At 53.2% G+C, this 20884-nt stretch carries 23 protein-coding genes and 1 pseudogene; 19 read left to right on the forward strand and 5 right to left on the reverse strand.

Annotated features, from left to right (window positions below; translation table 11 throughout):
* Positions 1–11 precede the first annotated feature (11 nt).
* The 17 genes and pseudogenes from WFO64_RS04315 (at position 12) to WFO64_RS04390 (ending at position 14678) form a co-directional block, all read left to right on the forward strand.
* Complete coding sequence (locus WFO64_RS04315; RefSeq protein WP_337009224.1) at positions 12–383, forward strand: hypothetical protein; 372 nt, start codon at positions 12–14, stop codon at positions 381–383.
* A gap of 206 nt (positions 384–589) precedes the next feature.
* The gene (locus WFO64_RS22510) at positions 590–748 is read left to right on the forward strand and encodes a TNT domain-containing protein (protein WP_080571085.1); all 159 of its coding nucleotides are present in this window, start codon (positions 590–592) and stop codon (positions 746–748) included.
* Positions 745–1122, forward strand: coding sequence for a hypothetical protein (locus tag WFO64_RS04320; RefSeq protein ID WP_337009226.1), 378 nt, complete (start codon positions 745–747; stop codon positions 1120–1122). The genes WFO64_RS22510 and WFO64_RS04320 overlap by 4 nt, the downstream gene beginning before the upstream one ends.
* 120 nt (positions 1123–1242) lie before the next feature.
* Positions 1243–2015, forward strand: a pseudogene (locus WFO64_RS04325) (RHS repeat domain-containing protein); the annotation flags it as partial.
* 111 nt (positions 2016–2126) lie between these two features.
* Positions 2127–2441, forward strand: a complete 315-nt coding sequence (locus WFO64_RS04330) for a hypothetical protein (RefSeq protein ID WP_176442657.1) — start codon at positions 2127–2129, stop codon at positions 2439–2441.
* Between the two features lies 1 nt (position 2442).
* Positions 2443–2934, forward strand: coding sequence for a hypothetical protein (locus WFO64_RS04335; protein WP_337009228.1), 492 nt, complete (start codon positions 2443–2445; stop codon positions 2932–2934).
* A gap of 141 nt (positions 2935–3075) precedes the next feature.
* The gene (locus WFO64_RS04340; RefSeq protein ID WP_337009230.1) at positions 3076–3396 is read left to right on the forward strand and encodes a hypothetical protein; all 321 of its coding nucleotides are present in this window, start codon (positions 3076–3078) and stop codon (positions 3394–3396) included.
* Between the two features lie 291 nt (positions 3397–3687).
* Positions 3688–4650 carry a hypothetical protein gene (locus WFO64_RS04345; protein ID WP_337009232.1) on the forward strand — a complete coding sequence of 321 codons (963 nt, stop codon included), beginning with the start codon at positions 3688–3690 and terminating at the stop codon, positions 4648–4650.
* Positions 4650–5231 carry a hypothetical protein gene (locus WFO64_RS04350; protein ID WP_337009234.1) on the forward strand — a complete coding sequence of 194 codons (582 nt, stop codon included), beginning with the start codon at positions 4650–4652 and terminating at the stop codon, positions 5229–5231. The genes WFO64_RS04345 and WFO64_RS04350 overlap by 1 nt, the downstream gene beginning before the upstream one ends.
* Positions 5232–5500: 269 nt before the next feature.
* Positions 5501–6508: an N-acetyltransferase DgcN gene (gene dgcN, locus WFO64_RS04355; RefSeq protein ID WP_337009236.1), complete on the forward strand. Its 1008-nt coding sequence runs from the start codon at positions 5501–5503 to the stop codon at positions 6506–6508.
* A gap of 1 nt (position 6509) precedes the next feature.
* Positions 6510–7475 carry an N-acetyl-D-Glu racemase DgcA gene (gene dgcA / locus WFO64_RS04360; protein ID WP_337009238.1) on the forward strand — a complete coding sequence of 322 codons (966 nt, stop codon included), beginning with the start codon at positions 6510–6512 and terminating at the stop codon, positions 7473–7475.
* 15 nt (positions 7476–7490) lie between these two features.
* The gene (locus WFO64_RS04365) at positions 7491–9353 is read left to right on the forward strand and encodes an ABC transporter ATP-binding protein (RefSeq protein WP_337009240.1); all 1863 of its coding nucleotides are present in this window, start codon (positions 7491–7493) and stop codon (positions 9351–9353) included.
* Positions 9354–9378: 25 nt separating this feature from the next.
* Positions 9379–10920 carry a glutathione ABC transporter substrate-binding protein gene (locus WFO64_RS04370; protein WP_337009242.1) on the forward strand — a complete coding sequence of 514 codons (1542 nt, stop codon included), beginning with the start codon at positions 9379–9381 and terminating at the stop codon, positions 10918–10920.
* Between the two features lie 80 nt (positions 10921–11000).
* Complete coding sequence (locus tag WFO64_RS04375) at positions 11001–11933, forward strand: ABC transporter permease (RefSeq protein WP_337009244.1); 933 nt, start codon at positions 11001–11003, stop codon at positions 11931–11933.
* A complete protein-coding gene (locus WFO64_RS04380) occupies positions 11930–12814 on the forward strand; it encodes an ABC transporter permease subunit (protein WP_337009246.1) in 885 nt (294 codons plus the stop codon). The genes WFO64_RS04375 and WFO64_RS04380 overlap by 4 nt, the downstream gene beginning before the upstream one ends.
* 2 nt (positions 12815–12816) lie before the next feature.
* A complete protein-coding gene (locus WFO64_RS04385; protein ID WP_337009248.1) occupies positions 12817–13860 on the forward strand; it encodes a DmpA family aminopeptidase in 1044 nt (347 codons plus the stop codon).
* Positions 13857–14678: a M55 family metallopeptidase gene (locus tag WFO64_RS04390; RefSeq protein WP_337009250.1), complete on the forward strand. Its 822-nt coding sequence runs from the start codon at positions 13857–13859 to the stop codon at positions 14676–14678. The genes WFO64_RS04385 and WFO64_RS04390 overlap by 4 nt, the downstream gene beginning before the upstream one ends.
* Positions 14679–14714: 36 nt before the next feature.
* Here WFO64_RS04390 and WFO64_RS04395 read toward each other — a convergent pair whose 3' ends face one another.
* Entirely contained in the window at positions 14715–15080 is a 366-nt protein-coding gene (locus WFO64_RS04395; protein WP_337009252.1) for a hypothetical protein, read from the reverse strand.
* On the opposite strand from WFO64_RS04395, the gene WFO64_RS04400 reads away from it, so the two are divergent.
* Positions 15079–15987: a LysR family transcriptional regulator gene (locus WFO64_RS04400; protein WP_337009254.1), complete on the forward strand. Its 909-nt coding sequence runs from the start codon at positions 15079–15081 to the stop codon at positions 15985–15987. The two genes, WFO64_RS04395 and WFO64_RS04400, sit on opposite strands and share 2 nt — an antisense overlap.
* Positions 15988–16247: 260 nt before the next feature.
* Here the strand turns inward: WFO64_RS04400 and ychF are convergent, their stop codons facing one another.
* Together ychF and pth are read right to left on the reverse strand one after the other, a co-directional pair.
* Positions 16248–17339, reverse strand: a complete 1092-nt coding sequence (ychF, locus tag WFO64_RS04405) for a redox-regulated ATPase YchF (protein ID WP_013357612.1) — start codon at positions 17337–17339, stop codon at positions 16248–16250.
* A gap of 108 nt (positions 17340–17447) precedes the next feature.
* Positions 17448–18035, reverse strand: a complete 588-nt coding sequence (gene pth, locus WFO64_RS04410) for an aminoacyl-tRNA hydrolase (RefSeq protein ID WP_337009257.1) — start codon at positions 18033–18035, stop codon at positions 17448–17450.
* A 255-nt stretch (positions 18036–18290) separates the two neighbouring features.
* Between pth and ychH the strand changes: the two genes are divergently transcribed.
* Positions 18291–18566, forward strand: coding sequence for a stress-induced protein YchH (ychH, locus tag WFO64_RS04415; RefSeq protein WP_337009259.1), 276 nt, complete (start codon positions 18291–18293; stop codon positions 18564–18566).
* Here the strand turns inward: ychH and WFO64_RS04420 are convergent.
* On the reverse strand, positions 18563–19714 hold the full coding sequence (locus tag WFO64_RS04420; RefSeq protein ID WP_337009261.1) for a GGDEF domain-containing protein: 1152 nt from the start codon (positions 19712–19714) through the stop codon (positions 18563–18565). The genes ychH and WFO64_RS04420 overlap by 4 nt on opposite strands.
* A gap of 212 nt (positions 19715–19926) precedes the next feature.
* Positions 19927–20874, reverse strand: coding sequence for a ribose-phosphate diphosphokinase (prs, locus tag WFO64_RS04425; RefSeq protein ID WP_279771607.1), 948 nt, complete (start codon positions 20872–20874; stop codon positions 19927–19929).
* Between the last annotated feature and the right edge of the window lie 10 nt (positions 20875–20884).

Consider the following 20884-nt stretch of genomic DNA (forward strand, 5'->3'; position numbering starts at 1 on the left):
AAGGAGTTAAAATGAGCAACATTAATAATTTAAATGTCATAGCTGATGAGTCTCTTTTTACGTGGAAATTTAAAGGAAAAATGTTCTCTTTGCCAGTATCTGACATTGATCAGGTGATGATTGATGAAAGTCGCGAGTTAATATTTGTTCTTGACCAAAAAGAAGAGTTGCCTCATAGGTTATCTGTAATTAGCGGGTGTGGGGAGGTTGTATCAACGTTTTCACCTCCTGATGGGGGGCAGTTCTATTACATGACTATTGATGCAAAAAAAGAAGTCTTAGTGGTTTGTGTTTTTACTGAGAAAATTGACGGGTGGAGTGACTGGCATTTTTCGTTCAATCAGAAAGATAATCTGCTTTTGCGCGTTTCACCTGCATACTGATGCCTGGGTGGCGTCAAAGCAATTTATGGGTGAGGGAGCTTAGCCTCCTAACCGTGGTTTTGTAAAATCAGCAAAAGATACCCTTCATCCTGGCAGCTTAGTTGATCGGTATGGCGGTTGGATTGATGAAAAGGGTTCCATGATGGTGATAGCTTTATTTTCCAGTAGGATCTTCATTTGAGGGTAGGGCTTTACAATCAAGCACGCTGAACAAACCCTATTCTATATATGAGGTAATGAAACCATTACCTGTTGATACTGGGCAAGCTATTTTTTGGTTTGGACATCCGGGTTATGGAACTCAACATGAAACATTTTTTAGCATTGATAAATTGGTCGAAGATGGCTTTTTGAGGAAGATATGAAAATAGTTAATTATCAGAAAAAAAAGACATTAATCCATGATGGATTTGAAGATGCATTATTAAAGAATCATACGGAAGTCTCTTGTCCTCGCTGTAATGGTAAAGTTTATTTTGGGTTGTATAATTCAGAGGATTTAGATAAATATGATGAAAAGAAAAGAAAAAATATAGTCAGAAATATTAAAGGGGTGAGGTTTACGGATGGTGAAATTCAGGAGGTTAGATATAAAAACATTCCACTGAGAATTTCAGAAAAAAATTGCTCAAATGGGCTGCACAACATTTTAGTTGTTTTTACTTATAAGGAAATACAGCCTGCCCGCTATGAGTCTTATCTTGTAGGTGTGTTTGATGATGAAAGTCTTGACCAATAGTTTTACAACATTTAGGTTTGGTTAGAGTTTTTGTAATTTTTAAAATGATGTGTTTTAAAATACAAGAAGATTTTTTCTTGGTAAGTAAGATCGAGGAGCATAAATAAGCTTACCACCTAACTGAACGGTATCCGCTGGCAGTACGTTATTCATGGCCGCACCACTGAGAAAGATGACGGCCAGACCCGCTGGCGATATCGCTACGATGGGGAGCATCGCCTGACGGATGTCATCAGCGAGCCGCGGGACCGTGATAAGCCGCGCATCAAGGTGAGCTTCCGCTACGATCCGCTGGGACGCCGCCTCAGTAAAACCAGCCAGTAGCTGTTACAGGGGTGGCCATCTGGCAATGCCGTCACGACGCGCTTTGTCTGGGAAGGTTATCGTCTGCTGCAGGAGATCCACGACGGCACTCCGCTGACCTACGTTTACAGTGACAGCCAGAGCTATGAACCGCTGGCCCGTATTGATGGTGTGAAAAGTCCGGAGATTTACTGGTTCCATAATGCGGCCAACGGGATGCCCGAACTGCTGACTGACAGTGAAGGGCAAAAAGCCTGGGAAGGTATCAACAGCCCGTGGGGCAAGCTGCTGCGCGAGTCCAGCCAGCGCATGCCAGCCATTCAGCAGAATCTGCGTATGCAGGGCCAGTACCTGGACCGGGACTAATTTGCTTTAGCAAATTTGAACATCGCTTCAGCGATGGCCCCATGGGGTGAGGCACTGCAGGTGCCGAATCAACCGGACTGCACTACAATCTGTTTCGTTATTATGATCCGGACAGCGGACGGTTTACCCAGCAGGACCCGATAGGGCTGGCGGGCGGGATCAACCTCTACCAGTATGCGCCGAACGCGCTGGGGTGGGTGGATCCTTGGGGGTTGAGGCGTTCATGTAAACCTAATAACCCGACAAAAAATAATGATCACAACCAAGGCGCCTTTGCAAGACAGTGGCAGGGGAGAGGTGTCTATAAAGGCCGTGACACCTGGCAGAATACTATATTGAAAGAAAATGATATTGTTTATGGTGGTGTTCCTGGACAGTCTGGTTTTTATTTTGACAAAGCAACCTTAGATGCTGCTGCAGGAAGCAGAGAGTCACTTTGGAAAAGTTTACAAGTGTTACCACATCCGAAATTTGGCTATCGTGGGCAGATACAGGCTTACAGGGTAAAACGTGAAACAGTTGCTGGAACCGGCGAAGCACTGTCACAGGATCCGATAAAATTTGGTGCTGGTGGTGGAACGCAATTTTTCCTTTCTAACTTTAGAACAGTGCTGGAACCTGTTGGAAATCCATTCAGTATGGGGAAATAAAATGGATGTAAATAAAGAAGATGGAAGGTTGAGTTTTGGAAATGGATTAGTTCTTTCTTCTACTTCGACTAGACAGGAGTTGTTTAGGATTGATGATATTTTTTGGGAGCCGTGGCCTGATAATGGTGTGAATACTGTTGCCTACCGAGCTGTTTTTAATATAAGTAAAAATAGACAGGGTGATATTTACCTAGTGGTTTTCTTTTCTTGTCCGAGTGATATGAATGATACAGTAAAAAGTTGGAGTTTTGCTCCTGATAAATTATTAATGGGCGAGCAAAACAAACCTGATGGTAAAGTCACCCGGAAGTTAAGGGATTGGTTTAAAGAGCAAACAAGTATTGACCTTCCTGCGTATGGTGCATGGGGGCATATTGATGCCGCATATGATCCTCATAACAGAACTGGTACTATTGTTTGTAATTATCGTTCAGGTTTTAAAGATGAAAAAGCATGGAAAGATTACATTAAATGGAATAAATTAAAAATTTAAATTAATAATAACAAAAATACGATGTGTGCCCTTCGGCTATGTTGAATGCATAGATCTTATAACACAGTTTAAAAAGAAATTTCGCAAGCTTGAAAAATATAGATAAAAGCAATTTTTTTCAAAAAACACTAAAGGACTTAAATGCTAAGCGCCATTATTGTAACTATATTAGATGATGAAAAGGTGGCATTTAAATCGGTGGGTTGCAGCCAGAACATATCATGTTTTTCAACGCGTGGATTTCTCGAGAAGGGGAGTTCATGCTGTGTTTATTTTGAAAGCGAAAGTGAAAAAATCATAGCGATAAAAAAACTTGTCGAAATTGGCGCTTTGTTTTCATATGGTCATGGATGGGCACCATCTCAGGTTATGGAGTATTTAAAGGAAAAGGGTAAGATCGATATGCCTTATAAGGAAATTTCCTGGCGAGGACCAGGGGATTATGTGATAACAGAAAGGTAAATGTTATTTTCTACAAAGTTGTGTTAAATGTTTATTGCTTTATTAAAATGGCAATGGATTTTTATAAGGTTGTTTTTCTGGTTTAATATAAGTCTGTTATTGTGTGTCTTAATTTTAGAGTTCATGAATATAATGACTGGTGTTTTTTGTTCAATCAAGACATGGTAAGCTTCTTCGTGTGTCGCCTATTTAATGATATGTAATCCTGATGCGGTAAGGATGAGGTTTCCATTTAGAGTTTAATGTCTTAATAACTCTCTTTTTATTATTTTAAGCCTATAAGGAGATAAAATGAACCTGCCAGGAATGAATCCTGAAAATAACTTACCGGGTTATGACATCGCGAGGATGACCGGTTATGGGGCACCTGATTTTGATTTCAAAGCGCTGGGTGCAGCAATGGATTGTACTCGGGAGTTTTATCAGGCTGGCATCATCTATGCAGATGGCGCACAGCGTTACCTTGTTCGGCCTGGTCAGCGTCATCCTAATGGCCAAAGTGGTATCGTCACACATCTTATTGTGACCAAAACGCCTAAGCAAGCCACAGCGTCTGATACGGGCAAGTCACTTAGTGAAGCAGTAAGCGTAACCTCAATGGGAACGGAGATTGCCTCGACCGTGCTTTCCTGTGGTGCAATGATTATCACAGCTGGTGTAGCGGTTATCGGCGCTTCAGCAACGCCTATAACCGCTGGCAGTAGCGGCGTGCTTGTTGCTATTGGTTATGCTGGCGCTGCCGCAACAGGCGTGCAATGTGTCAATGGTATCTACCGGGTTTATGATCTCGTCGAAAACGGTGGTCAAAACGTAGCGTGGCTGGACTCTCAGGATTGGTACGTTGCCACTTCAACGTCCCTTGACCTTATTTCACTAGCCAGCGTGGGCGGAGCGTTAAAAGAAGCCCTGGCAACATGGCGAGCGATGAAGTCGGTCTCTTCTTTAAAAGCAACGGAGTGGCTCAGGAACTATCCAAGGCAGGACCGGGCACGCCTTACCGAATTAATCATTAAGGCACAAAACCCTGGTATAAGTAATAAAGAGCTTAAAGCCGCCATCCGTGCAGGACTTTATCCAAAGCGGTTCCCTGTAGAGCCGGTGCAAAAAGAACTTGTTAAGCAACTGGCTCAGGTCGTCACGAGCGCAGCTGCTGTGGCTGGCAGTGCTGTCAGTGGTATCATTGCTGCTCCAGGTAACGTGCCGCGCACCGGGCGTTATATAGTGGGAACAATCCAGTCACTGGCGGTATTTTAATGCAATTTTTATCATGGCTTGTTGGGCTTAACCTCACTGAACTGCTGCAACAGGGGCGCGAAATAGATCAGGTCATCGCACGGCAGGATGATTCCATTGTTGCCCGTTCCACCACAGAGCTTGAGCGTTATTTTAAACAGCCTTCTGCGTCGCTTCCCCGGCAAAACGGCTTCCCGGTTGCACTAGTGCTGATGCTGTTACTGGTTGCATTTGCATTTAATTTGCTGACGTTTCTGCATGCATTACCTCCGCTTACGCCACAGATACACGCGTTGAGTTTTTTTGTTCCCTCAATCGTCGTTCTTGGCGCGATACTCACCGCCAGTTATCTGCTTGCGCGAGGCCATACAGCGGGTGTGGCGGGGCTGGCTTACGTCTGTGCGATGTTGCTTATATCGACTGTTTTACTATTGAGCTACAGCGTTGTTACGGGTAGCCACTCGGGCCTGTGGCTGATTCTGGCACTCGCTGCTTTGGTGGGTGCTCGCTGGTTACTGAATGGGCAGGCTTTCATCCTGTTTGCCATTTACTGCCGGACACAACGCCTCGCCAGTGTCGCCCGGCAGCGTCGCATGAAATAACCCCTAGTAGTTTTTAGTGCGGTTATCGCGGAATACCCATTCCGCGACTCTCTTCTGTTTTTCTCTCAACACAATCTTTTTCCTATGACCCACCCCCTCTTTTAATCCATTCCTTACCCAAACCCCCTGAAAAAGCCCACCCATCATCACTATTACCTCTGGCTATAACCTGCCATTATACCCTCCTGCTAAACAAGCATTCGTCACCTTTCAGAACGCATGAAATAGTGGTTTCAGAACCTGATCTTTTGGCTGAAACGAGAGACAACATGCTAATCCCACAACCCTATTTACTCTTTCTAGGCGATGTTACCGATCCGCTTGCGGCAAAAACGGCGCGCGGTATTCATATCTGGCGGCCTGAGCAGTGCGTTGGTGAAATTAAACTGCCGGGCTGCACGGTCAGTCTGGGTCTGGATGAACTGGATATTCCCGGTGCCAAAGCACGCGGTGCGAAAACCCTGGTGCTGGGCACGGCCAATGCCGGGGGCTATCTGCCAGCGCACTGGCTGGAAACCATCAAAAGTGCCATCCAGGCAGGCATGAATGTTGCCAGTGGTCTGCACCACCGACTGGTGGATGAGCCGGAACTGGTCGCGCTTGCGCAGGCTTCTGGCGTTGAGCTGTTTGACCTGCGTCATATGCGTCCGGCGCTTAATGTTGGCAGCGGCAAGAAGCGTTCAGGTAAGCGCATCCTGACCGTCGGTACGGATTGCTCAGTGGGCAAGATGTACACCTCACTGGCGCTGGAGGCGGCGATGCGCGCGCGCGGCCTGAAAGCCGATTTTCGCGCCACGGGGCAGACCGGCATTCTGGTCGCAGGGGAGGGCATTGCTGTGGATGCGGTCATCGCTGATTTTATTGCCGGTGCTGCAGAAGCACTCTCACCGGCGAATGACGAGGACCACTGGGACATCGTTGAAGGGCAGGGTTCTCTGTTCCATCCCTCTTATGCGGGCGTCAGTATGGGGTTGATGCACGGTGCGCAACCACACTGGCTGGTCATGTGCCATGAAATGGGACGCCCCCATATGCGTCATTTGCCCCACCAGCCCATGATCAGCCTGCAGGCGTGCGTTGAAGCCAATCTGCGCGCCGCGCAGGTGACCAGTGAGTCGGTTCAGCTGGCGGGTTTTGCTATCAATACCTCCCGTTACAGTGAAGAAGAGGCGCTCGCTTATTGCGCCGAAATCAGCGCTGAGTTTGGCTTACCGGCCACAGATCCGGTGCGTTTTGGTATTGATGAGATCGCCGCACTGCTTCAGGAGCGTGGCTGAAATGAGAAAGTTGCAGATTGATGTGGTGGAGCTGCCGCTGGCGCGACCCTTTGCTATCGCACGGGGTACACGGACCGCCGTGACGGTCCTCCGGGTCACGCTGGAGCAGGCGGGGTTCATCGGGCAGGGCGAATGTACCCCGACGGCGCGTTACGATGAGTCGCCGGATAGCGTTCAGGCCCTGCTCGAAGCCGTTCGTACTGAGGTGGAGTCGGGCCTGAGCCGTCACGATCTGCAACACCGCTTACCCGCCGGTTCAGCGCGCAACGTGCTGGACTGTGCGCTATGGCGACTTGACGCGGCACGGGCAAATCAGACGCTGTGGCAAAAGAGCCAATGTGCTCAGCCACCGTCGGTGGTGACGGCAGAAACCCTTAGCCTGGATACGCAGGAATTTATGGCTCTCGCGGCAGCGGATGCCGTGTTACGTGGCGCCATCCTGCTCAAAATTAAGCTCGATCGCAGTGAGATTCTGGAAAAAGTGGCGGCGATTCGTGCGGCGGCACCGCACGCCACGCTCATTATCGATGCCAATGAAGCCTGGTCGGGGCTGGACCTGGAAAGCCTGCTGGTGGCATTGAAAGCCTTCAATATTGCGATGGTCGAGCAACCCCTTCCTGCCGGACAGGATCATGCCCTGCAACGTTTTAAGCATCCCATACCGGTCTGTGCCGATGAGAGTTGCCATACGCGGGCGGATATTGCCGGATTACGCGATCGCTACGAGATGCTCAATATCAAACTGGATAAGTGCGGTGGCCTGACCGAAGCGCTGATGATGGTGGATGAAGCCCGGATGCTCAAAATGCGCATCATGGTCGGTTGCATGCTGGGCTCGTCACTGGCGATGGAGGCTGCATTGCCCGTCGCGGTTAACGCGGAGTTCGTCGATCTGGACGGCCCCATCTGGCTAGCCGCCGACAGTTCTCCTTTCCTGAGCTACTCCCAGGGCCGTATCTGGCTATAACGCGTTGAGGCGACGATGACGGACACACAACGTACTTCTCCAGCAACCCGCGCTGCCTCTCCCTCCCCGGTGCTGGCGATTCAGGATCTCAGCGTCTCATTCCATGGACGCAGCGGTGAGAATCAGGCACTTAACGGCATCAGTTTTGCCATTAATCCGGGTGAAATTGTCGCCGTGGTGGGTGAAAGCGGCTCCGGTAAATCTGTCACGTCCCTGGCGGTGATGGGTCTGCTGTCCAGCAACGGCCGTGTCGATCGCGGCAGCATGCAGTTCCGCGACCGCAGCGGAAACCTGCACGCGTTAGAAACGCTGGATGATGCTCAGCGCCGCACACTGCGTGGCAATGAAATGGCGATGATCTTTCAGGAGCCGATGACCTCGCTGAATCCGGTGCTGCGTATTGACGATCAACTCACCGAGGCATTACGCGATCATCAGCAGTGCGATAGAAAGCAGGCCCATGCGCGCGTGCGTGAACTGCTGCGACAGGTGCGTATCGCGGATGTGGATCGCGTGATGAAAAGCTATCCGTACTCGCTGTCCGGCGGCATGCGGCAGCGAGTGATGATTGCGCAGGCCCTTGCCTGTGATCCACAACTCCTGATTGCCGACGAGCCGACCACTGCGCTGGATGTCACCGTTCAGGCGCGCATACTCCATATTCTGCGTGAGCTGCAACGCGAGAAACAGATGGCGGTGCTGTTTATCACCCATGATATGGGCGTGGTAGCGGAAATCGCCGATCGCGTGGTGGTCATGCTGCGTGGCGAAGTGGTCGAGCAGGGAACCGTGTCTGAGATTTTTGCCGCCCCGCAGCATGCTTATACCAAAGCGTTACTGGCGGCAGTACCAAAACTCGGCGATATGCGGGAACACGCATGGCCGCAACGCTTTCCTCTGCCGGATGCGCGGGACGCTTCGCAAAGCGAGCAGCAAACCGCTCGCTATGACGTTGCGCCGCTGCTGGATGTGCGCGGGTTGAAAGTCTATTACCCGATCCGCAGCGGCATCTTTTCAAGCCTTACGCATCATGTGCATGCAGTGGAACAGATTGATTTCAGTCTGTGGCCGGGTGAAACCCTGGCCATCGTGGGTGAAAGCGGCTGCGGCAAATCGACAACCGGACGGGCGCTGATGCGCCTTATCAGCAGTGACGCTGAAAGTATTCATTTTGAAGGAAAAGAAATATCTGACCTGAAAGAGGCAGCATTCCAGCCGCTCCGCCGTGAAATTCAGATGGTGTTTCAGGATCCCTATGCGTCTTTGAATCCCCGCCTGACAGTGGGTTTCACCATTGCCGAGCCGTTGCTGTTACATGGCATGGTCTCTTCACTTGAACAGGCTTCCCCACAGATCGATGCGCTGCTGAAGAGTGTCGGTCTCCTGCCAGAGCATGCGCGCCGTTATCCGCACGAATTTTCTGGCGGTCAGCGTCAGCGTATTGCCATCGCCCGCGCCATGGCGCTGCAACCGAAAGTGATTATTGCGGATGAAGCGGTATCGGCCCTGGACGTCTCGATTCAGGCGCAGGTGGTGAATCTGATGATGGACCTGCAGCAGCAAACGGGCGTGGCATGGATCTTCATCTCTCACGACATGGCGGTCGTCGAGCGCATTGCGAATCGCGTCGCGGTGATGTACCTCGGCCAGATTGTCGAGCTTGGCCCGCGCCAGTCGGTCTTTAATCAGCCGCAACATCCCTATACCCAACGTCTGCTGGCCTCCGTACCGGTCGCCGATCCTGAGAATCGTCAGCCCCGCATTTTTGATGACAGCGAAATTCCTTCGCCGTTGCGAAAGGTGGGCGAAACGGTCACTAAACCCCGTTATCGCCAGGTTGCGTCCCAGCACTGGGTCGCTGACGGCATTGCATTGTAATTATCCTCAACGACCAGGAGAATATATGAAAACGCTGTTTCGCCGTACTTCGCTCGCCCTCGCATTGACGACGACGCTGGTCATGACTGCGCAGGCACAGGATCTGCGCATTTCAATGTATGCCGATATCACGGGGCTGGATCCACACGACACCTCGGATAATGTCAGCTACTCGGTTCAGAGCGGCATCTTTGAGCGTCTGTTCCAGTTTGATCCTCAGATGACGCTGCAACCCTGGCTGGCGACCGGTTATACCTCCAATGACAGTGCCACCGAATTTACGCTGACTCTGCGCAAAGGCGTTACCTTCCAGGACGGTACCCCTTTTGATGCCGAAGCCGTCAAAGCTAACCTTGACCGTCTGGCAGATCAGAAAAAAGGGCTGAAGCGTAACAGCCTCTACAAAATGATCGATAAGATCACGGTGCTGGCACCCGACCAGGTAAAAATCAATCTCAATCAGTCGTTCGGGGCCTTTATCAACACGCTGGCGCATCCTTCTGCAGTGATGTGGAGCCCGTCCGTTCTTAAGCAATATCCGGACGAAGCGCAGTTGCGGCTGCATCCGGTGGGAACCGGTCCGTTTAAATTCGTCAACTGGACACCGGGCAAAGCGGTCACGCTGGCGAAGTATGACGGTTACTGGCAGCAGGGATGGCCTAAAGTCGACCATGTGATCTTCTCGCCGAGTCCGGAAGATGCGACACGGGTGGCTGCATTAAAATCGGGGCAGGTGGATGCCATCTGGCCATTGCCTTCAGACCTGATCGCGGCGGTGAAGCAGGACAGCCATCTTTCGATTCAGCGTGACCCCAGCATTTATCTCTATTACATGGCGATCAACACGCAGCACAAGCCGCTGGCGGATGTGCGGGTGCGTCAGGCCATCAACTATGCAATTGACCGTAATCTGTGGCTGAAGGTGGCCTTTGCCGGTATGGGCAAACCGGCCACCTCCGCGATGCCGGAAGGGGTACAGTTTTATCAGAAACAAACCGATCCTGACTATCGCTCTGCACCGGACGAGGCCAAAGCGTTGCTGAAAGCCGCGGGCTATCCGAATGGTCTGGATCTTAAGCTCTGGGTGACCAATGCCACGGCCAGCGTCCGTGCCGCTCAGGTGCTGAAAGCACAGCTGGCCACCGTGGGCATTCGTGCCACCGTGACACCGATGGATTCCGGCACGCGTAACGCGAAGCTGTGGGGCGTAAAGGATCCGAAAATGGCGGAGTTTGACCTCTATTATGGCGGCTGGTCGACCTCTACAGGCGATGCCGACTGGGCGCTGCGTCCGTTGTTTGCCACCGAATCCTGGGTGCCGACCTCGTACAACGTCTCCTACTTCAGCAACCCGGATGCAGACAACGCAATTGCGGCCGGGCTGGCAACGGCCGATCCGGCGAAGCGTGGCATCGCCTATGCGCAGGCGCAGAGGGTGTTATGGAAACAAGCACCGGTGGCGTTTCTTGGTACGCCAGACAATCTGGTGGGCAAGCGCAGCACCCTGAGCGGTGTTTCGATGCTGCCTGATGGCAATTTGCTGTTCACTCAGGCGTCTTTTAAATAAGACGGTTTCTTCTCCCTCGTTCCCTGTCCGAAACGGGTCGGGGACGTGAGGAAGCCCGTCACCTCATTTCAGGGAATGGCATGTTTGCATACATCCTTCGCCGATTGCTGGAGATGATCCCGGTTTTGCTGGTGGTCTCGTTGCTGGTTTTCGGTTTTATCAAGCTCATGCCGGGCGACCCGGCGCGTATTTATGCCGGACCGGATGCGCCCATTGAGGCGGTCGAGGCGGCGCGTCAGCATCTCGGGCTTAACGATCCGCTGCCGCAGCAGTATCTCCACTGGATCGGCAGCCTGTTGCAGGGCGATCTGGGCATCACCTATCGCACCCAGCAACCGGTGCGGGAGGTGATCAGGGAAGGCTTCATGCCGACGCTGTGGCTCGCCTTAGCGGGTTTTACCTGGTCCGTCATTCTCGGGTTGTTATTCGGCGTGATGGCGGCCCTGAAACGGGGAAAATGGCAGGACTGGACGCTGATGAGCGTGGCGGTAGGCGGCATTTCGATGCCCGCTTTCTGGCTGGGGCTGTTGCTCATTCAGTTCGTCGCGATGCCTTTCGGGCTGTTTTCGGTCAGCGGCTTTAACCAGGCCAGCGATATTGTCCTGCCCGCCATCACGCTGGGTTCGTCGGTGGCGGCGGTCATGGCGCGCTTTACCCGTTCGGCCTTTCTTGAGGTGGCGCAGGAGGATTACGTGCGTACCGCCAAAGCCAAAGGGCTGCGTAACCGCCTGGTGACGTGGAAACATGTGATGCGCAATGCGCTCATCCCGGTGATGACCATGCTGGGCTTGCAGTTCGGTTTTCTGCTGGGCGGATCCATCGTTGTGGAGAGTGTTTTCAACTGGCCAGGGTTGGGCTGGTTATTGATTGAGTCGATCAAAGCGCAGGATCAGCCGGTGATTCAGGCGCTGGTAATGCTGTTCGTGTTTGAATTTATTGTGATTAATCTGCTGGTCGATCTGCTTTACGCGGTGGTCAATCCGGCCATTCGTCTGCGACAGGAGCCAAAATGAGTAGTCAATCGCTGACTGAAAATCCGCCTCAGATTATTCGTTCGCCGTGGCGTGATTTCCTGCATGCCCTTGTGCGGAACCCTCTGGCGCTGGTCTCAGGCGGGTTTGTGCTGTTGTTGATTGTGGTGGCCATTTTTGCGCCCTGGCTGGCGCCCTGGGATCCTATGGCACCGGACTGGATGGCGTTATCGTCGCCGCCTTCCGCGGCACACTGGATGGGAACCGACGAACTGGGGCGCGACCTGCTCAGTCGCATTATCTATGGGGCGCGTATCTCGCTCTATATCGGCGTGCTGTCCGTGACAATCGGCATGCTGGTCGGGGTCTTGCTGGGCTTACTGGCGGGTTATTACGGCGGTTGGGTCGATATGCTGATCATGCGCGGTGCCGACGTCTTATTCGCGTTTCCCGGCATGTTGCTGGCCATTGCGGTGGTGGCGCTGCTGGGAACGGGGCTGAACAATGTCATTATCGCGGTCGCGGTATTCAGCGTGCCGGTATTTGCCCGCATCGTGCGGGCGTCGACGCTCTCTCTGAAGCAGGCTGCCTATGTTGAAGCCGTGCGCTGTGCCGGTGCGCCAGACCGCGTCATTATTTTGCGGCATATTCTGCCCGGCACGCTTTCCAGCGTGATTGTCTATTTCACTATGCGCATTGGCACCAGTATTCTGACAGCCGCGGGCCTGAGTTTTATTGGCCTGGGTCCGGAGCCTGATGTGCCTGAATGGGGCAATATTCTGGCGATGAGCCGAAGTATGATGATGGCCGGATCGTGGCACATGAGCGTATTTCCGGGGCTGGCAATCTTTATTACCGTGCTGGCATTTAATCTGCTTGGAGACGCGCTGCGCGACACGCTCGATCCAAAACTCAAGGGCTGACGATGGATTTCCAACAATTGCAGCGCGATTTACTGCTGAAACGCTGGCGTGACAGACGTGAGCTTGGGCAGCCGCGAAGTGCCTGCGGACCCACTCATCGAATCAGCGATGTTGCGGGCGTACGTGTCGGACATTACACGCTGAATAAAGGCGAAAAGCAGACTGGCATCACCGCTATTGTACCGCCGGGCGACAACCTGTTTCTCACGCCGCTGCCGTGTGGGGTTGAGGTCCTGAACGGCTTTGCGAAACCGATCGGACTGGTTCAGATAGAGGAGCTTGGCGTGCTTCAGACGCCGATTCTGCTCAGTAACACCCTGGCGGTCGGCACGCTGTTTACCACGCTGGTGCGGGATGCCATCAGTCGTAACCCGGAACTGGGACGAACACTGCCCACGGTCAATCCGCTGGTGCTGGAGTGCAACGATGGCTGGCTGAATGATATCCAGGCGCTGGCCATCACTGAAGTGATGGCGCAGGCGGCGCTGCAGACGGCCTCAGCGGACTTCGCGCGCGGCAGCGTCGGCGCGGGACGCGGGATGAGCTGTTTCAGCCTGAAAGGGGGCATCGGAACCGCCTCGCGGGTTATTCCCTCGCTCAACGCCACGCTTGGCGTGCTGGTGCTGGCCAATTTCGGCGCACTGGAGGCATTAACGCTCGATGGCGTTCGGGCTGGCGAGATGATTGCGCCGCTGCTCGACGGGAACACGCCGCCGCGTGATGCCGGTTCTGTCATCATCATTATGGCCACAGATGCACCGCTGGATGCACGTCAGTTAAAACGTATCGCGAAGCGGGCCGGTGCCGGTCTGGGCCGGCTGGGCAGTTACTGGGGCCACGGCTCGGGCGATATCGCGGTGGCATTTTCCACGCAACCGCTGCCGCAACCGCCGCAGGACGACACGCTGGAGCCGCTGCTTGCCGCGGCAGCAGATGCAACTGAACAGGCGGTACTGGATGCCCTGTTGAGCGCAGAGGCTGTTACCGGCTTTCGCGGTCACCATCGCCCCTCACTGACGCAGATTCTGGACAGGTTAACCTCATGAAAATTTTTATCTCAGCCGACATTGAAGGCATCGCGGGCGTCATGCGTCCGGAGCAGTGTACACCCGGTCACCCGGAGCATCAGATCGCCCGTAGTCTGATGGAGCAGGAAGTGAATGCCGCAATTGAGGGGGCGTTCGCAGGCGGTGCAACGGAAGTCGTTGTGGCAGACAGCCATGCTCAGATGACCAATTTACGTGCGGAAAACATTGATCCCCGCGCCCGACTGGTGCAGGGAAAACCCCGCGGGCTGTCGATGGTGGAAGGGATAGAGCAGCAAACGTTCGACGGGTTATTTCTGGTGGGTTATCACAGCGCAGCGGGTGAACCCGGCGTACTGGCGCATACCATCAACGGTCGTGCATTCTGGCGTATCCATATCAATGGCCTGGTGATGGGAGAAACCGATATTTATGCCGCCGCCGCCGCGGAGCACGGCACGCCCTTGCTGCTGGTCACCGGCGACGATCAGTTACAGCGCTGGATTGCGGAACACTACTCAGCGGTCGATTACGTCTGTGTAAAACGCGCCATTTCGCATACCTGCGCGGAATCCATCAGTCCGACAGCGGCACAGCGTGCGATTTGTGCCGCGGCAAGTGCTGCACTGCAACATCCCCCTCAGGCGAGCACGACCCGCCTGACGGCGCCTTACGCTATGCGGCTTCAGGCCATTAAACCGGTGCTGGCCGATCTGTTCAGTTTGATCCCTGGCGTCACGCGCCTTGACGCCGTTACCGTGGGCTATCAGGCGGAGAAAATGGAGACGTTGATCAGCCTACTCAGTGCATTCTCCTATCTGGCGAGTACCCAGTCATAGCGAAATTATCCCGGGCTGCATGCAACGTCAGCCCGTTCAGGCTGCCTTTCCTTTTCTCCTGAGACCGCGCTGCCAGGCACACGCCTGTACTGCGGGCTGTGCCTGCGCATCCTCACGCAGGCGAGTCAGGATTGCTGCTGGCTTAAACCCGCTGAACCCGCGCGTCTGCCCAGGGCTCCTTTTGCTGCACAACGGCAGTGCGACCCCCGCTCTCTGCAGAGGCTTCAGACGGGACTGCCGGGTGCGGATGGGGGCGATACAGGCCACTGAGCCTGCACCGGTTTTGCGGTACAGTTTTTGCAACAGGATATTGATTGCTCTCTCACCCTGCGTCTGGACCTGATTGTGCAGACTGTCGGAGAGGCCCCCGTTTTCGGTATTCCATCCAGGGTAAATATTCATGCGGCTCCGCCATATAGAGGTTTTTCAGGCCATCGTACAAACCGGCAGCATCAGCGCTGCGGCGCGCTTGCTTAATGTCTCGCAGCCGAATATCAGCCGTGTGCTGAATCATGCTGAACAGCAATTGGGATTTGCGCTGTTTGAGCGACGTGTACAGGGAATGAGTGTGACGGCAGAAGGGCGACGCCTTCTGCCGGAAATAGACGATCTCTGCCAGCGCCTGCAATCTATCACCCAGCTCACCGAACAGCTGCGGCGTGGCGAAGGGCAATTAGTCCGCGTCGGCGCGGCCCACGCGTTTGGTCAGATGGTGTTGGCACCCGCATTGGTCACCTGGCGGCAACAGATGGCCTCGGTCAGTGTCGAACTGGTCACCGAGCACTTTAGTACCTTATGCCAGATGATTCTGGATAATCAGCTCGATTTCGCGCTGGTTTTTGGTCAGCAGGTCGATGCGGATCTTCTGGCTGAACCTCTGTTTCAGTCTTCCATGGTCGCGCTGTTACCACTCAATCATCCCCGTAATGAACCCGTTACGCTGGCATGGTTATGCCACAATAATTTACTGATGATGCAGGCTCAGGATCCGCTTGGACGCGTACTTCACCGTGCGCTGCGCGATAAAAAATTGAATCCCGCCGTCTCGTTGTCGATTAAAACCTATTCGGTGATTGCGGATATGGTGCTGGCCGGCGGCGGCATGGGCGTCGTGGATCTCTTCACCGCCTGTCGTTATGCCGAACAGCTAAAGCTGCTACCCATAGCCCAACCCCTGCCGTTTGAAGTGATGCTGATCAGCCGCCGTGACCAGCCACAGTCGCAGTCCACTCTGCAACTTAAGCAGGTCATCCGTAACAGATTGTGGGAGATCGCCCGGCAGTGTGAAGCGCAGTTTATTCGTGGCTGAACACGCGCCGCTTTCAAATGAAGAGCAAGGGAAGGGGGTGTGCTCAGTCAGCTTCAGATTCGTGCGCTGACTTTTGCAGAAGAAAGAACCAAGCCAGAACAGAGAACCTTTTTTAGGTAATAATTGCGGCATTGGTGAAATGTGTGGACAGACACGATTGAGACGGCGTTCAAATGAAAAATCCACGCAACTGCGTGGATTGAATGGTTTCTGTGATTCTCATGAGATTTAATGAAATCTCATGAGACAACAAAACTTATTTAGACGTTAAACAGGAAGTTCATCACATCGCCATCTTTCACGATGTACTCTTTACCTTCTGAACGCATCTTGCCGGCTTCTTTAGCACCTTGCTCGCCTTTATAAGCGATAAAGTCCTCAAACGCGATGGTCTGGGCGCGGATAAAGCCTTTCTCGAAATCGGTATGGATTTTACCGGCTGCCTGAGGAGCCGTCGCGCCAACCGGGATGGTCCATGCACGGACTTCTTTCACGCCTGCGGTGAAATAGGTTTGCAGGTTCAGCAGGGAGTAACCGGCGCGGATAACGCGGTTCAGGCCCGGCTCTTCCAGCCCCAGCTCCGCCATGAACTCCTCACGATCTTCATCTTCCAGCTCGGCAATGTCCGACTCAACGGCGGCACATACGGGCACCACGACTGAACCTTCTGCTTCGGCGATAGCGCGCACCTGATCCAGGTACGGGTTGTTCTCGAAACCATCTTCATTAACATTAGCAATGTACATGGTGGGTTTCAGGGTCAGGAAGCTCAGATAGCGGATGGCTGCTTTGTCATCCGCATCCAGATCCAGTGAACGCAGCATGCCCGCTTCAGAAAGGTGCGGCAGGCACTTCTCCAGCGCAGCCAGTTCAGCTTTGGCATCTTTGTCACCGCCTTTAGCTTTCTTCTGCACACGCTGAATCGCACGTTCACAGGTCTCAAGATCGGACAGCGCCAGCTCAGTGTTGATGACGTCAATATCTTCAGCCGGGTTCACTTTACCTGCAACGTGGATGATGTTGTCGTTTTCAAAACAGCGCACCACGTGACCGATCGCTTCGGTTTCACGGATGTTGGTCAGGAACTGGTTGCCCAGGCCTTCACCTTTTGACGCGCCTTTTACCAGGCCCGCGATATCGACGAATTCCATGGTAGTCGGCACCACGCGCTGCGGCTTAACAATCTCAGAAAGCTGGTCGAGACGCAGGTCAGGCATCGGCACCACGCCGGTGTTTGGCTCAATGGTGCAGAAGGGGAAGTTAGCCGCTTCAATGCCCGCTTTAGTCAGCGCGTTAAACAGAGTGGATTTACCGACGTTCGGCAGGCCCACGATACCGCATTTGAATCCCATGGTTTAATACCCTTTATAACTGGATGGACAGCGCGCCAGAAGGCGGGCAGTCGGAGACGAATGGAAAAATTTCGCGCATTATACACGGAATTGTGACGATTCGGGCGTTTAAGCAGGCTTGAAGGCGTGCAGCCGATTCATCGCCTTGATGCGATCCTCTTTCAGCCACAGTTCGGTACAGCGCGCCGCTTCATCAATAGCATCATCAATCAGCTTCTGCTCACTGGCGGGCGGCTTGCCCAGCACAAATCCGGTCACCTTGTTGCGATCGCCAGGATGCCCGATACCGATGCGCAGCCGATGGAAATTGTTGTTGTTGCCCAGTTTGCTGATGATGTCTTTCAGCCCATTATGACCGCCATGCCCGCCGCCTTGCTTGAATTTAGCCACGCCGGGCGGCAAATCGAGTTCATCGTGCGCCACCAGGATCTCCTCCGGTGCGAGGCGATAAAAGGTCGCCATCGCTGCCACCGCTTTACCGCTCAGGTTCATAAAGGTGGTCGGCACCAGCAGGCGCACATCCTCTTCAGCTATCGCCAGGCGGGCGGTATAGCCATAGAATTTGCCTTCTTCCTTCAGTGACTGATTGTGGCGCTTAGTCAGTAACTCCAGATACCATGCACCCGCATTGTGGCGCGTGGCGGCATATTCAGCGCCCGGATTGGCCAGGCCCACAATCAGTTTAATGCTGCTCACAATGATTATCCTGCTGTTATCGCGAAAGGGCGTTAGTTTACTTCGCCACAGGCGAGATGACAAAGCACAAGCATCAAAATGGTTCAGGATAGTGATTAGTCATTTTCTATCTAAATCAACGAGCTGCAAGCAGGGCCAGTGCATTCTTTATGGCTGATGTGTGATCCAGTCCGCAACGCTGCCTTCAGCCATTGCCTAAACTTACCGTACTTAACATTGTGTGCGGTTATTAACTCATATGGATGGAGGTGCAGCATGAAACATCAACACTGCCGCGTAGCGGGTAACTGCTTGATGGTACTGGGATTAGTAACAATGGTGCTGGGCATTGGCTGTTCCATTATGAACCAGCTTCCCGCGCTCGACCTGCCACAGTCGCTGGCGCAGGGTGCCATTTTCAGCATCTTTCTGGGTGCACTGCTGTGGCTGGTGGGTGCGCGCGTCAGTGGGCGAGAGAAGATTGAAGATCGTTACTACTGGCTGCGTCACTATGACAAACGCTGCCGCCGATCGCCCAATTCACACCCTTAACGGGGGGCGGCTGGCAAGGGATGCTGCGCTGTGCAGTTCCGGCCACTGGCCTTGGCGTGATAGAGCGCCGCATCCGCCAATGCCAGTAAATCTTCAAAATCCTGCTGGTGGTGCGTGACAGTGGCAAAGCCAATGCTGACCGAATAGGTGATTGAATTGGGTTGCGACGCACAGACTGCCAGCCGGATGACCTCACACCACGCTTCTGCTTCCCTGGACCCTGCCGGAATTATCGCCGCAAACTCCTCTCCACCTAATCGCGCAAAACGCCCTTCAGACGGCAGTAACTCTCTGACAATCCGGCAAAAATGGATCAAAATTTGGTCACCCTGATGATGGCCATAACGATCATTAATGCTCTTGAAATGATCCAGATCGAACAGTATCGCGCTAAAAGGCCGTTTCTGACGGCGGCAACGCGCCACAATCTTCTCTGCTTCATTAAATAAGGCACGACGATTCCAGACGCTGGTCAGTGGATCGTGCAGAGAGGCATGTTTTAAGCTGACCTGCATCCGTTCATTGACCATCGCCATTATGGTAAACGTCAGCCCGATCACAAACAGAATCGATTCCAGGATAACGTAAACCGAGAAATTCGACCCGCCAATCGCGCCAGGTTGAGTGCTGGGAATCGCCGGGTCCAGTAACAGACGGAAAATGTGAAACAGCAGATGGATCCACAGCAGTAACTGCGCAGGCCAGAAAGTGGCTTTCAGCGTGTCTCGTGCCAGCCAGACCAGCTGAATCAGTGCGGTGGTGTAGGCGATGCAGGCGATGCAGAGTACCAGCACCCGTTTGGGTAAGCTGTAATAGAATGCCGGAAAGCAGCAGAGGAGTGCCCAGATCAGGGCGCCCAGCACCCAGTGCGTGCCGATGGGTTTGCCGCAGAAGTGCCGGAATGCATTTACTAATCCGCCATAAGCCAGCATCACTAACACGTTACCGACTGCAACCGGCAGAAAGTGCAGACCACTGCTACGCAGGCTACTCAGAAATACGGCAATCAGGGTAAAAACAAGTGACAGGCAGGTGAAGCCAAGAACCCGGTCATACTGCGATCCGATCCAGGCAAAAATCATAATGATGCTCAGAAACCCCAGCACATTAAGCTCGCAAATAAATAATGTATAGATATCGAGGCTCATGGTGGTCAGGTTCTTGTGAGGTGTGCGCTGCAAATTACCACTTAACGGCACAGTGCAGAAGCGGTGAACGCAGTGTTTTATTAAAAGAGTGAGTGGCGTTGAAAATCGGTGATTGAGGGGAAATTTATCGCGGAAAACTCAGAAAAAGAAGCGCGTTAATCGGAAGAAAGGCAGGCATAAAAAACCGGGCACAGAGCCCGGTTTAACGAAGATTAATGCTCGAACATCGCCGAGATAGACTCTTCGTTACTGATGCGGCGAATCGCTTCTGCCAGCATGCCAGATAGGGTCAGCGTGCGTACATTTGGCAGTGACTTAATCTCTTCAGAGAGTGGGATGGTATCGCAGACGATCACCTGGTCGAGTACAGATTTACGCAGGTTTTCAACCGCATTGCCGGAGAAGATCGGGTGGGTCGCATAAGCAAACACGCGCTTGGCACCACGCTCTTTCAGCGCTTCAGCCGCTTTGCACAGCGTGCCGCCGGTGTCGATCATGTCGTCGACCAGCACGCAGTCGCGGCCAGCAACGTCACCAATGATGTGCATCACCTGAGAAACGTTCGCGCGAGGGCGGCGTTTATCAATGATGGCCATATCGGTGTCGTTCAGCAGCTTAGCGATAGCACGAGCACGTACTACGCCACCAATATCGGGAGAAACAACAATCGGGTTTTCCAGTCCAATCTGCATCATATCTTCCAGCAGGATCGGGCTGCCAAATACGTTATCAACCGGGACGTCGAAGAAGCCCTGGATCTGCTCGGCGTGCAGGTCAACCGTAAGAACACGGTCAACACCGACGCTGGAAAGGAAGTCTGCCACTACTTTAGCGGTGATAGGCACACGCGCAGAACGCACGCGGCGATCCTGACGGGCATAACCAAAATAGGGGATGACTGCGGTAATACGACCAGCAGAAGCACGACGCAGCGCGTCGACCATCACAACCAGTTCCATCAGATTATCGTTGGTGGGAGCACAGGTGGACTGGATGATGAAAATATCACCACCGCGTACATTTTCGTTGATCTGTACGCTCACTTCACCATCACTGAAACGCCCGACAGCGGCGTCGCCCAGGCTGGTGTAAAGGCGGTTGGCAATACGTTGTGCTAGTTCCGGGGTGGCGTTACCAGCAAATAGCTTCATATCAGGCACGAGAAGAACC

The organism is Pantoea sp. AS142, assembly GCF_037152305.1.
In the GTDB taxonomy this organism is placed as follows: Bacteria; Pseudomonadota; Gammaproteobacteria; order Enterobacterales; family Enterobacteriaceae; genus Pantoea.

What these genes read in the sequence shown, in the direction of transcription:
- WFO64_RS04380 (WP_337009246.1), top strand. Translation starts at nt 11,930, where the DNA reads ATGAGTAGTCAATCGCTGACTGAAAATCCGCCTCAGATTATTCGTTCG.
- WFO64_RS04320 (WP_337009226.1), top strand. Translation starts at nt 745, where the DNA reads ATGAAAATAGTTAATTATCAGAAAAAAAAGACATTAATCCATGATGGA.
- WFO64_RS04420 (WP_337009261.1), bottom strand. Translation starts at nt 19,714, where the DNA reads ATGAGCCTCGATATCTATACATTATTTATTTGCGAGCTTAATGTGCTG.
- WFO64_RS04350 (WP_337009234.1), top strand. Translation starts at nt 4,650, where the DNA reads ATGCAATTTTTATCATGGCTTGTTGGGCTTAACCTCACTGAACTGCTG.
- WFO64_RS04365 (WP_337009240.1), top strand. Translation starts at nt 7,491, where the DNA reads ATGACGGACACACAACGTACTTCTCCAGCAACCCGCGCTGCCTCTCCC.
- WFO64_RS04375 (WP_337009244.1), top strand. Translation starts at nt 11,001, where the DNA reads ATGTTTGCATACATCCTTCGCCGATTGCTGGAGATGATCCCGGTTTTG.
- dgcA (WP_337009238.1), top strand. Translation starts at nt 6,510, where the DNA reads ATGAGAAAGTTGCAGATTGATGTGGTGGAGCTGCCGCTGGCGCGACCC.
- WFO64_RS04315 (WP_337009224.1), top strand. Translation starts at nt 12, where the DNA reads ATGAGCAACATTAATAATTTAAATGTCATAGCTGATGAGTCTCTTTTT.
- WFO64_RS04335 (WP_337009228.1), top strand. Translation starts at nt 2,443, where the DNA reads ATGGATGTAAATAAAGAAGATGGAAGGTTGAGTTTTGGAAATGGATTA.
- WFO64_RS04370 (WP_337009242.1), top strand. Translation starts at nt 9,379, where the DNA reads ATGAAAACGCTGTTTCGCCGTACTTCGCTCGCCCTCGCATTGACGACG.
- WFO64_RS04395 (WP_337009252.1), bottom strand. Translation starts at nt 15,080, where the DNA reads ATGAATATTTACCCTGGATGGAATACCGAAAACGGGGGCCTCTCCGAC.
- WFO64_RS04390 (WP_337009250.1), top strand. Translation starts at nt 13,857, where the DNA reads ATGAAAATTTTTATCTCAGCCGACATTGAAGGCATCGCGGGCGTCATG.
- WFO64_RS04345 (WP_337009232.1), top strand. Translation starts at nt 3,688, where the DNA reads ATGAACCTGCCAGGAATGAATCCTGAAAATAACTTACCGGGTTATGAC.
- dgcN (WP_337009236.1), top strand. Translation starts at nt 5,501, where the DNA reads ATGCTAATCCCACAACCCTATTTACTCTTTCTAGGCGATGTTACCGAT.
- WFO64_RS04340 (WP_337009230.1), top strand. Translation starts at nt 3,076, where the DNA reads ATGCTAAGCGCCATTATTGTAACTATATTAGATGATGAAAAGGTGGCA.
- ychH (WP_337009259.1), top strand. Translation starts at nt 18,291, where the DNA reads ATGAAACATCAACACTGCCGCGTAGCGGGTAACTGCTTGATGGTACTG.
- WFO64_RS04400 (WP_337009254.1), top strand. Translation starts at nt 15,079, where the DNA reads ATGCGGCTCCGCCATATAGAGGTTTTTCAGGCCATCGTACAAACCGGC.
- WFO64_RS04385 (WP_337009248.1), top strand. Translation starts at nt 12,817, where the DNA reads ATGGATTTCCAACAATTGCAGCGCGATTTACTGCTGAAACGCTGGCGT.
- ychF (WP_013357612.1), bottom strand. Translation starts at nt 17,339, where the DNA reads ATGGGATTCAAATGCGGTATCGTGGGCCTGCCGAACGTCGGTAAATCC.